The organism is Palaeococcus sp. (in: euryarchaeotes) (assembly GCF_053987695.1).
This window is the reverse complement of the sequence record NZ_JBMXHE010000039.1, coordinates 1-9,760: the sequence shown is the minus strand read 5'-3', so window position 1 is coordinate 9,760 and position 9,760 is coordinate 1. Positions and strand designations below refer to the sequence as shown.

General features: G+C 44.5%; 9 protein-coding genes, 1 tRNA gene and 2 pseudogenes. 6 read left to right on the top strand and 6 right to left on the bottom strand.

What is annotated here, in order from left to right; genetic code table 11:
- A pseudogene (locus tag ACXJGZ_RS02865) lies at positions 1–193 on the bottom strand (ribosomal protein S18-alanine N-acetyltransferase); the annotation flags it as partial.
- Positions 194–384: 191 nt separating this feature from the next.
- Between ACXJGZ_RS02865 and ACXJGZ_RS02860 the strand changes: the two are divergent.
- The gene (locus ACXJGZ_RS02860; protein WP_456398265.1) at positions 385–660 is read left to right on the top strand and encodes an LAGLIDADG family homing endonuclease; all 276 of its coding nucleotides are present in this window, start codon (positions 385–387) and stop codon (positions 658–660) included.
- Positions 661–691: 31 nt separating this feature from the next.
- Here ACXJGZ_RS02860 and ACXJGZ_RS02855 read toward each other — a convergent pair.
- A tRNA-Met gene (locus ACXJGZ_RS02855) sits at positions 692–769 on the bottom strand.
- Between the two features lie 110 nt (positions 770–879).
- Between ACXJGZ_RS02855 and ACXJGZ_RS02850 the strand changes: the two genes are divergently transcribed.
- From ACXJGZ_RS02850 to ACXJGZ_RS02840, 3 genes are read left to right on the top strand one after another with little or no spacing between them, the layout of a single operon-like run.
- Complete coding sequence (locus tag ACXJGZ_RS02850; protein ID WP_456398264.1) at positions 880–2,040, top strand: aconitase X catalytic domain-containing protein; 1,161 nt, start codon at positions 880–882, stop codon at positions 2,038–2,040.
- A gap of 10 nt (positions 2,041–2,050) precedes the next feature.
- Positions 2,051–2,443, top strand: a complete 393-nt coding sequence (locus ACXJGZ_RS02845) for a DUF126 domain-containing protein (RefSeq protein WP_293254144.1) — start codon at positions 2,051–2,053, stop codon at positions 2,441–2,443.
- Positions 2,444–2,486: 43 nt separating this feature from the next.
- On the top strand, positions 2,487–3,719 hold the full coding sequence (locus ACXJGZ_RS02840) for a site-2 protease family protein (RefSeq protein ID WP_456322003.1): 1,233 nt from the start codon (positions 2,487–2,489) through the stop codon (positions 3,717–3,719).
- 15 nt (positions 3,720–3,734) lie between these two features.
- Here ACXJGZ_RS02840 and ACXJGZ_RS02835 read toward each other — a convergent pair whose 3' ends face one another.
- On the bottom strand, positions 3,735–4,295 hold the full coding sequence (locus tag ACXJGZ_RS02835; RefSeq protein WP_456322002.1) for a hypothetical protein: 561 nt from the start codon (positions 4,293–4,295) through the stop codon (positions 3,735–3,737).
- A 106-nt stretch (positions 4,296–4,401) separates the two neighbouring features.
- Here ACXJGZ_RS02835 and ACXJGZ_RS02830 point away from each other — a divergent pair, with 106 nt between their 5' ends.
- The gene (locus ACXJGZ_RS02830) at positions 4,402–4,584 is read left to right on the top strand and encodes a class III signal peptide-containing protein (RefSeq protein WP_456326844.1); all 183 of its coding nucleotides are present in this window, start codon (positions 4,402–4,404) and stop codon (positions 4,582–4,584) included.
- Between the two features lie 19 nt (positions 4,585–4,603).
- Here the strand turns inward: ACXJGZ_RS02830 and ACXJGZ_RS02825 are convergent, their stop codons facing one another.
- Together ACXJGZ_RS02825 and ACXJGZ_RS02820 are read right to left on the bottom strand one after the other, a co-directional pair.
- The gene (locus ACXJGZ_RS02825) at positions 4,604–6,766 is read right to left on the bottom strand and encodes a hypothetical protein (RefSeq protein WP_456398263.1); all 2,163 of its coding nucleotides are present in this window, start codon (positions 6,764–6,766) and stop codon (positions 4,604–4,606) included.
- Entirely contained in the window at positions 6,730–8,943 is a 2,214-nt protein-coding gene (locus ACXJGZ_RS02820) for an ArnT family glycosyltransferase (protein WP_456398262.1), read from the bottom strand. Before ACXJGZ_RS02820 ends, ACXJGZ_RS02825 begins: the two co-directional genes overlap by 37 nt.
- 202 nt (positions 8,944–9,145) lie before the next feature.
- Here ACXJGZ_RS02820 and ACXJGZ_RS02815 point away from each other — a divergent pair.
- Positions 9,146–9,335: pseudogene (locus ACXJGZ_RS02815) on the top strand (class III signal peptide-containing protein).
- Positions 9,336–9,445: 110 nt separating this feature from the next.
- Here the strand turns inward: ACXJGZ_RS02815 and ACXJGZ_RS02810 are convergent.
- On the bottom strand, positions 9,446–9,760 hold a 315-nt coding region (locus ACXJGZ_RS02810), incomplete at its 5' end, for a hypothetical protein (protein WP_456398261.1).

Sequence of the window (9,760 nt, the reverse complement as noted above, 5' to 3'; positions counted from 1 at the left end):
ATTCCGCCACAAGGAAACTCTCGGGATTGTTTTCAAGGAACATCAAAAAAATTCCCCTCGGATATTTCTCCCTGAAAGATCTGTGCTCTATGCGCATTATCTCGGGTAAATCAAAAAGTTTGGCTGTTCTAATGCTAACCAAGCTTATAGGAACTTTTTTTATTGTTGGGATATCTCTTGAGGAGATGCTCATATTTTAAGATTCTCCAGCTGTCTTTATAATTTTATTGTCAATCTCCACACCATCGATGTTGAGAAAACCGCGGAGTGTCTGAGGGAGATAGGTGCAAATCCCACCATGGGGTATGAGGCAGAGGTGGTATGTTGAAGTTGCAAGCAAAAGCCCGCACACATTCCTGAAACAGCCAAAAGAAAAGCTGTTTGATGTCGCTAAAGAGCATCAACTGCGATTTAAGTGTTCTGGAGTTCTGCAATATACTCCTAGAAGATCTTAACATCCACTCAAGAATATACCTATCACGGAAGGAGGGAACCTCTGTAATAATAAGGGGTAAGCGTTATGAGTATACCCATGATTTCTATGAGCTCCGCATTTATCGCAAAGAAAGTGTTGCAAAGTTTGCATTATCCATTGGATTTACTATCCAGAGAAAACAGGAAAAACTGCAGCAGTTTCTAGAGGCACATTCATACAACTAAAAGAAGTAACAATATTACCACAGGCTAGTGATGGTAGCGGGGGGAAGATTTGAACTTCCGACCTCCGGGTTATGAGCCCGGCGGGCACTCCTAGCTGCCCCACCCCGCTGCTCAAGCCCGATACCTACTAACTAATGAAGTCTTTATAAGTGTTGCGGTCATCCTCGAAATTGAGAAAAACCCTTTAAACCCCCATAGTATAGTGTAATTGGTGGTGATATGTATTTAACCAAAGAGGAGGAACTAATTTTAAATGGTGCTTATGGATATGCTCTCCAAAAGGCAATGGAGATTCTGGTTGCCCTTGGAGAAATTTATGGTGCCGATAGATTAATTCCAATAAAAAGCGCCCAGATTGCGGGAGTATCATATAAAAACATAGGAGAAGCAGGTATCGAGTTCTTGAAAGATTTAAGCGATGCAGGGGCAAAGGTAAGTGTTTACTCCACGCTGAACCCCGCAGGATATGGAGATGAAGAGTTTATGGAAAAACAGATGAAAATCCTTGAAATCTACAAAATGATGGGCATCGAGACCACATCAACATGCACCCCCTACTATGGTGCTAATGTACCGAAATTCGGGGATCATTTAGCATGGAGCGAAAGCTCCGCTGTTGTGTATGTAAACTCAATAATAGGAGCACGGACAAACAGGGAGGGCGGCCCTTCAAGTTTAGCTGCAGCAATAGTGGGAAAAACTCCAAATTATGGCTTTCACATAGAGGAGAATAGAAAAGCAAGCATCATTGTAGAAGTTCAGGCAAAGATGGAAAACTTTGCAGATTACAGTTTTCTAGGTTATTATCTCGGAAAAATGCTAAAAAATGATGTTCCATACTTCGAGGGACTCAAACCCGAAAAGGTAGATTTCTTAAAAGAACTTGGGGCTTCAATGGCTGCAACGGGTTCAATAGCCCTCTATCATGTGGAGGGAGAAACACCTGAGTATATGAACGCAATAGAGGATAAACTCGAAAAGATTCAAATTGGTGAGAAGGAGCTCGATGAGGTGAAGGAGCGCTTCAATGCCGAGTGGGAAGAAATTGACGCGATTTTGATAGGGTGTCCTCATGCTTCTATACTGGAGATCAAAGAAATTGCAGAACTCTTGAAAACACGAGGGAGACCTTTAAAGATCCCTCTAGTCATAACTGCGAGCAGGGTTGTTAGGGATCTAGCACATGCACTTGGATATCTTGATGTAATAGAACGCTATAATGGGAGAATTTTGGTGGATACATGCATGATAGTATCTCCAATTGAGCTCTGGTACAATGGAATAGCCACGAACAGCGGAAAGGCGAGCTTTTACTTCTCGTCCAGTGGTCTCAATGTTAAACTCGATAACACGGAGAAACTCATAATGGAGGCTCCCTAAGGTGATGGTGATGATTCTGAAGGGAAGGAGAATTACAAAGGGGAAAGCAAAAGGCATCGCTTTAGTGTCCAAAAAACCTCTATCGTTCCTTGGAGGAGTTGATCCGAATACAGGGGAAATTAGAGATGCAGAAAGCGACATAAGGGGTGAATCCGTAAGAGATAAGATCCTCGTTTTTCCACGGGGGAAAGGATCCACAGTTGGTTCTTATGTTATATACCAGCTCAAGAAAAATGGGGTTGCTCCCAAAGCGATAGTAGTTGGGGAAGCGGAGACTATAGTTGCCACCGGCGCAATAATAGCTGAAATACCTATGGTGGATGGAATTGATGTAAGCAGGATAAAAAGTGGACAGATTATTGAGGTGGATGCTGACAAGGGAGAGATACGGATAGAGGAATAGGTATTTAAATCCTCTTTCTAAACTTATTCTAACGGTGAGAGAAATGCCTAGGGGAATTTATGAGTGTATAGACTGCGGGCACAGGGAGGTTAAGGACTCAAATGATGCCGTGCTTGGTGGAGCATGCCCAGAGTGTGGAGGGGACATGGTTCTGGTGGGCTTTGAGCTTGAAAGTAAGGAGATAGGTGGAGAAGAGACCAATACAGAGCTCTACACAAAGCTCAGGGAGTTCTACGACCTTGGAGAGATGAAAGTCGAAGGAAGGGTAACGGCCTTTGAAGTCCTCTCGATTAAAGAATGGAATTTTGAAAGAGTTCTGCGGGAACTGGAAAAGCTCAAATACTGGGCAGCTCTTAAAAGGCGTAAGGACAAGGTTATTCTCTATGTATTCCCTGCTCAGCCTATTAAAAAAGACAACCCGTTTATAGGAATAAGCCTCTTTATAGCCACTGTGATAAGTACGTTTTTAGCAGGTTACTGGCTTTCTTCAAGCTATGTGGCGTTCTTAAATGAGTACAACCTGCCGGGTATAAGGAACATATATTTAAACGCACTCGCATTCTCTATAAGCGTGCTCGCGATTCTGGGAACCCACGAGATGGGGCACAAAATAGCGGCAACAATCCATGGGGTTAAATCGACTTTCCCATATTTTATACCATTTCCAAATCTCCTCGGGACGCTTGGTGCCGTTATAAGGGTTAAATCCCCAATCCCCACGAGAAACGCGGCTATAGATTTAGGGGTAAGCGGTCCCATAGCAGGTTTTTTGGTGGCAATTCCTGTTTCGATAATTGGATTGAAACTCTCCGTAGCACTTCCAGCGAGCATGATATCCCATATCGGAGAAGGGATATACTTCGGAGAAAACTTACTATTCATGATAATCGAGAAAGCCTTCTTTGGAAATGGTGATTTGGTAATCCAGCTCCATCCCGTTGCTATCGCAGGCTGGGTTGGGATTTTGGTGACTTTTCTAAATCTAATACCCGCCGCTCAGCTTGATGGAGGACATGTCGCAAGGGCATTCATGGGAGAGAAGCTTCACTACTACTTCACCATGGGAATAGGACTTTCACTCCTTATATTGAGCGCTTTCTGGCCTGTATGGGTGCTCTGGGCTTTCATAATACTCATATTGGGTAGAGCTGGAAATCCGGGAGCCCTTGATGAGGTCAGCCCCATAGGAAAGAGACAGATACTCCTAGCTTTGATTGTTATTGTAATATTCGTGCTCTCGGCTACGCCCATACCCATAAAAACTAGTATAAGCTAGAATTTTGCAGAAAATTTAAATTCTTCTTCTTTCCTTTAGAATTTGCTCAATATCGTAATAAATGGAATCTCTTGATACCTTGAATATCCTAGCGATTTCCGAGATGTTTAGAGCCTTTGGATTATATTGGAAGAGTCCTAAGGCCTTTGCAAGGAGCTCCCTTCTCTCCTTAACTCCCAAGAGATGCAGTTCGCTTTTTTGTGTAGGGACATTGTAAACAGCAACTCCGACCGCATAGTGCCTCCTTGTCACGGGCATGGTATAAGTCCCGAATTCGAAGTCCACCACCTCGTAGTAAGGTGTTAGCTGGGAGTTAATCTTCTTTTGGACATTTTTTAAAGCGTCTTTCCTACTTTTACCGGAGGAATACTCTGCAATAATGCCTTTATGTGCTAATTCGGTACTGTTCACGGTTAAAGCCAGGCTCAGGTTCATAAATGCACCAAAACTCAAGGAGATCCTCGATTTAATGATTTTGCCCGGTTTTGATGAGAGTTCCTTCTTTGAATTTTCTCTAACACATTTTACACATTCTTCAATATTTGAAGATTCACATTGTATAACAACCAATTCCATGCGCCCACCCCAGGATTGGGGATTAATCACTCAAATTTGAGGGGAAAGATATATATAATATTTCTGCTCTAAAATAATATTGAAATGTCTCTTTGGAGGTGTTAAAATGAAGAGGAAAGCACAAGGAGCAATTGAGTATCTGTTTATGATTGCCGCGGCTTTGATTATAGTGGCTATAGTGATAAGATACTTGAGGACTTCAGGTGGAAGTACAGGTGAGACGATAAGCTCCGGTCAGAGCGCCATCACCAGCAAACTCAGTGAGGAGCTCAGCAGTGCGCTTGATTGATTATTCTCTTATTTCCTTTCTATTTTCTGAGAATGATATCTTCTACTAAAACGATTCCCCTGAATTCTATAACATATGGTTGCCCACTTTTTACATGGGTTTTAACTGTAATCGTTTTGACTTCGTTTTCTTTGAAGGCTCTGGCTGGGGCTCCGTTGATGAAAACTTCGGCGTTTCCAACTCCTACTATCCTTACTTCCTTAAAGTCCCTCTCTGGAATGAAGAATACGTAGGCGGTATCGTTTTTATATAAATTTGAAAAAGCTCCGTTAAACTCTTTTTTTACTATCCCTTCCACAATGGCAGGGTGTCTAAGTGTAAACCCATATACAAAATACTTCCAGTCCTCGAAGTTTCCACCGTCTATAACTCCTTTTCTGAGGGAGTAGTACCCCTCCATGCACTTGAGAGCCCTTGGATTGGACTCATTCCACGTTTTCGAGAGGTTAAATACCCATATTCCATCTCTAAACAGTATTAATGCCCTCTTTTCTGTAAAATTAAGGGGATTCAAAGTGGAATGCTGAACGTCGCCAAAACCCCTTGAGTCTATGTAGACGATACCTTCATCCGGCACTTCTTTGGTTATCGCGATCTTCTTTCCAATCATCGGGGGTATCCACCATCCAGAATCCTTGAACGTTGAAACGTATACCTCGCCAACGTTCATCCGCCTAATCTCGGAAAAAACTTGAAGGGCTGTACCGTCTACGGTTGAGCAAAACTCTCTTGAATAGTTCATCACGTTAACGTAAAACAAAGGAACGAGGAGAACCATTGCAAGCGATGCCCCTATGATTTTCTTTCTCCTACCAATTTTCAGAACATCCGCCAGTCCCCTGCCCGTGAGGATGGGTAGAAATGGGATTATCAGAACGTAGATGCGCTCGGAACTCCAGATGTTCGAGTAGAAGGGTATAACAACGTGAAGCCAGATTTTATTGGCTATCAGGAAGAAGGCGTAGAGAACCGTTAGCAAAACGGCCCACGCTTTGAGGTTCTTCCCTCTGAGGGAATAATAAACGCCCACGATGAAGAACGGGAGAAGTATTAACTGACCGTTCGTTACGAAAGTTTCTTTGAGTATATAAGTAAGCCATTCCGGATTGTCCTTAAATGCGTATGCTGGGTTTCCAAAAATTGGTTTCGTGTGAGCAGCAACATTAACGCGGATTGGATATTCAAGTATGGAATACAAAAGGAAGCTCCCTACCCCCTGAACCACTAAAAGCCTCCATGCTCTTTTCCAGTTAGTTCTTGATAAAGTTAAGAGCACGACCAAAAAGCCGGCGTACGCTTCGAACATAAGATATGGATACGGATGCGTTATGAGAAGTGCAAAACTGGCCAGTGTGGCGAGCACATAGGCGTTACCAGTATCCATGTCAAGGGCAAGAATGAAGGCAGAAAGGGCCGCGAGAAAGAGGTAGTAGGCGTAGAACATATGGAGGAGGGAGTAGTTCAGGTAGTAGTAGTACATTGACGTGAGTGGCATTGCAATTGCGGCCAGAGCGGCGACTTTTCCGTCTTTAAAGATTGCCTTGGCGGCCGCGTACGTTCCAAGCGGAAGCAGGAGCCATGTGAAGAACTTGATGACCATCATCGCAAAGGGAACTTCCACGTTGCTCGCAAGGGATATCCATGCCACGAGAGAATGATAACCAGCTGGATACCTTATGATACCTTTGATTACAGTTTCATTAGATATAAAAACCGTTTCCTCCCTGAGGATTTCCCATGACTTATAAGCGTGGAAGAGTGCGTCACTTCCCACAGCCCCCGGATAAGAGGGAATCCTCAAAAATGGAATCTTTAAACAGGCCGAGAGCAGAAGAGACACCGCTAAGAGGGTTCTCTCCATCGAGGGAATCCTCCTCCAGAGCAGGATTAGGGGTTTTCTCTCCTTCCTACTAACCCAGAGAAAGAGTATCGTTCCATAGATTATGGGAATCGAGAGTTTTAAGCTTAGGTGCGCCCAGCTGAGGACGTGCATCGTTATTATAACGACCGCTGAACCAAATGCTGGGGCAAGTGCCAACCTTAGTCCCGGATCCTCGATTCTAAGGAGCATCAACCCTAGATACCACACCACGAAAAACGAAAAGTATGGATTTATTAATCCTAAAATGGGGATTATGACAAGCTCTAATCCTCCCCAGCTGATATTATGAGCTCCCCGCATTTAAGGGTCACCTCCGTGGTTGAGACGTTAACAATCTTTCCGTCCGACTTAACTTTGAAATCAACATCCGACAGGTAAACCGTGAAGTTCCCCTCGTCTTCCGCCTTCAGTCTAGAATTCCCCCTAAGGAAAACGCCCTTGGAGGCTAGCTTGAGCGTGATGTTGGTTTTCTCCGGGAACCGAAGTGTTATTGAAGTCCCGTTTTCGATAGCTATGCCCTCAGCAATTTCATTCCTCCAGCGCTGGGTTATGATGTAGTTGCCGTGGACGTTCTCGATTTTTGTCAGGATATCACCGGAGGATGGAAAGTCCGAGGGATACACGTATCCAACTGAGACGTTGTTGACGTGAATTCTCAGCTTGCCGAGGAATGCATCGAAGGAGACGTTCTTGGGGTTATTTGCCTTCCTGAAGAGCGTTATGACGTCACCCCTTCCGTAGGATTCGGAGAACAGGAGGGTGTAGTTCTGAAGTGAAACCCTTTCGAGTTTTCCAAGGGTACTTTCAAAGATTTGTGACTCCTTCATAATCGTATACGCCCACGTGCTCAGCAGGACGTAATCGCTTTCGTTGAGAGCCTTCCAGAACAGACTCGCGTTTTCCAAGTAGATTATCCCAAAAACATCCAAGTAGTAAGGGTGGATTGGAAGGTGGAGGTAGTAGGCGTTGAAGGGGTTCGTTACCAAGTACGTGCCGTTGGCGAGGTTGTTCTCGGCTATGTAGCCCCCCACGTCCTTTCTGAGGTCTTGGCTGTGAGTTGCCCAGGCGAGGCGTAGCTTTCCTTTTGGATAGTTGTAGGCGATTCCAAAGGCAAGGGGGAGCATGAGGAGAAGCATTATGAGAACCGTTGCGGCAAGCTTTTTCTTGGATTTAACTTCGAGGAGCGCGTAGAGGGCCGTTACATAGAACACGAGGAAGAACGGGTAGAGAAACCTCTGGTTGGGGACGATAGGAAAGACCAGAAAGTACATGAGAAAGCTCATCAGCAAAAGGCCTTTAAGGTACTCTGGGGCGTTGAGCTTTTTCCATCCTGCCCACGCTATAAGTATGAAAGCGAGCAGTACGAGCGGGGGGAGGTTGAAGATGATATAGTTCTGATGTCCTGACGTATGCAGATTGTCAAGGATTCCGTAGGTGTAAGTGAAGGGGTTTATTATTGGAACGTACCTTCCACCTTGGCTGAGGTACGTCTGGGAGATGTAGTTCCTTGAAATCCCAACCCCGAGGATCCCCTCCACGATGATCTTGGGAAGCAACAGGGCGAGGGCCAGCTTCAGCTCGACTTTTAGGTTCTTTATGAGTATTAATAAAGTCCTCAGGAGGGCCCTGACGTAGGAAACCCTCGTAACATACAGGGTTATTACACCCCATATCACCAGAAAGAGGCCGACGGAGATAAGCTGGAGGGCATTGGAGATTTTGTAGATGCCCGGTACTATTAGGATGTCCCTCAGGTAATTTGAGGGATAAGCCACTATTATCCCCACGACGATGACCGCTATAATGGCGTACGTTGCAAGAACGATGAATATCTGAGACCTGTTGAGGAGGAGCGATGCCGCCCTCTCAAGGTAGCGCTTAGTTTCGGGGTTTATTGAGAGGATTATGATGAGGTATAGGGCGACGGCATAGGGGATTATCGTGAACTTGGAAGTGGTGCCGAGGCCCGCCCAGAAGAGGGACAGGTAAGCGTGCTTGGTTTCCTCTCCTTTGAAGTATTTGACGAAGTGGTAGAGCGAGAGGAGCGTGAAGAGTTCTATTGAAGTCTCGTGAAACACAAACGAGTTCATCTGAACCATGAGAGGATCCAACGTTATGAGGAGGGCAAAAATCGTCCCGAGCTGACGGTTTTTGATCTCTTTTCCAGTGTAGTATGCGACCAGCACGGCGAGCGCACCGAGGAATACGGAGAGGAGGCGGCCAACTATGTAGCTGTCCCCGAAGATTCGGAGCCACAGTGCTAAAAGGTAATAGTAGAGGGGAGGGTGAACTGCAAAGATATCCCTGTATGGGAGGACTCCGTGGTTTATGAAACGGGCTATCAGGAGATACGTGCCCTCATCGTAGTCAAAGTACTCGTTCATCCCGCCAAAGAGCCCATAGATTCGAGTTCCTAAGTATAGGAGTGCAATCAGCAACCCGATTATAGCATCTCGTTTGTTTCCCATGACTCTCATCTCTCTACCCCATTGGATAGTGCCAAACATTTATTTTAAGCTTACTGTATCTTTTTTAGTTTTCTCCAATTTTATAAATTCCGTTCTCGTGCCTCTTACAGCGGGAAAGCTGGGGGGATAGTCATGTCTCACAAGTCTGCTGAAATGTACGAGCTCAAGAAGAATGTTGAGGAGCTGAGTAACCCTTTAGAGGTGATTTGCCATGAGGAGGAAGGCCCAAGGTGCCATTGAGTATCTGTTATCTGTTTATGATTGCCACAGCTTTGATTATAGTGGCTATAGTGATAAAATACTTGAGGAATACCGGAACATCAACCGGTGAAGTGGTTAACCAGAGTGCTCAAAAATTAACAAACCTTACAAACGAATCCATACAAAATGCTACAAAGTGATAAATTTTGCATAATGCACAACATATTTTTGTTTTTTATTATTCACTTTTTCTGATCACCCCCCGCCTCAAAGAAAATGGTAATATTATAACAAGTGCCAGCAAAGGGCGCTACTTCTCCCATGCCATTATGTATACTGTACATGGGAACTCATCGGGAGATATCGTTTTTCCATTTATTTTATTCTTCCCTTTATCCTCCGGGAACTTCCAGGTTGCTGAATGCCCCGTGCAGAGCTGGACTTTTACTTCTCGGATTCTATTTGAATCTCCATTTGCATTGACATACACTTTATACTTATTCGTACTTGGATAATAATGCAAATTAACTGAGACATAAAAGTCACAAGTTGACTTTGCTTTGCAACCTTCAGGGTATTTATAAACAATCCATGTAACTGGATGGTCATACCCCGGTTTCTCAGG

Coding starts and splice junctions, on each gene's coding strand:
- ACXJGZ_RS02835 (WP_456322002.1), bottom strand. CDS start 4,295: ATGGAATTGGTTGTTATACAATGTGAATCTTCAAATATTGAAGAATGT.
- ACXJGZ_RS02845 (WP_293254144.1), top strand. CDS start 2,051: ATGATTCTGAAGGGAAGGAGAATTACAAAGGGGAAAGCAAAAGGCATC.
- ACXJGZ_RS02850 (WP_456398264.1), top strand. CDS start 880: ATGTATTTAACCAAAGAGGAGGAACTAATTTTAAATGGTGCTTATGGA.
- ACXJGZ_RS02830 (WP_456326844.1), top strand. CDS start 4,402: ATGAAGAGGAAAGCACAAGGAGCAATTGAGTATCTGTTTATGATTGCC.
- ACXJGZ_RS02860 (WP_456398265.1), top strand. CDS start 385: ATGTCGCTAAAGAGCATCAACTGCGATTTAAGTGTTCTGGAGTTCTGC.
- ACXJGZ_RS02820 (WP_456398262.1), bottom strand. CDS start 8,943: ATGAGAGTCATGGGAAACAAACGAGATGCTATAATCGGGTTGCTGATT.
- ACXJGZ_RS02840 (WP_456322003.1), top strand. CDS start 2,487: ATGCCTAGGGGAATTTATGAGTGTATAGACTGCGGGCACAGGGAGGTT.
- ACXJGZ_RS02825 (WP_456398263.1), bottom strand. CDS start 6,766: ATGCGGGGAGCTCATAATATCAGCTGGGGAGGATTAGAGCTTGTCATA.